The organism is Enterobacter sp. EC_50 (genome assembly GCF_019584525.1).
GTDB classification, from domain to species: domain Bacteria; phylum Pseudomonadota; class Gammaproteobacteria; order Enterobacterales; family Enterobacteriaceae; genus Enterobacter; species Enterobacter roggenkampii.
This window is the reverse complement of record NZ_VDAF01000103.1, coordinates 1-260: the sequence shown is the minus strand read 5'-3', so window position 1 is coordinate 260 and position 260 is coordinate 1. Positions and strand designations below refer to the sequence as shown.

Sequence of the window (260 nt, the reverse complement as noted above, 5' to 3'; positions counted from 1 at the left end):
TGGGGAGACCCCACACTACCATCGGCGCTACGGCGTTTCACTTCTGAGTTCGGCATGGGGTCAGGTGGGACCACCGCGCTAAAGCCGCCAGGCAAATTCTGTTAAATCTGTATCAGGCTGAAAATCTGTCTCTTCACCAAAACAGCTTCGGCGTTGTAAGGTTAAGCCTCACGGTTCATTAGTATCGGTTAGCTCAACGCATCGCTGCGCTTACACACCCGACCTATCAACGTCGTCGTCTTCAACGTTCCTTCAGGACT

General features: G+C 52.7%; 2 rRNA genes. Both read right to left on the bottom strand.

From position 1 onward, the window contains the following. A 5S ribosomal RNA gene (gene rrf / locus FHC48_RS23200) occupies nucleotides 1-92 on the bottom strand; the annotation flags it as partial. Between the two features lie 65 nt (nucleotides 93-157). Next, a 23S ribosomal RNA gene (locus FHC48_RS23195) occupies nucleotides 158-260 on the bottom strand; the annotation flags it as partial.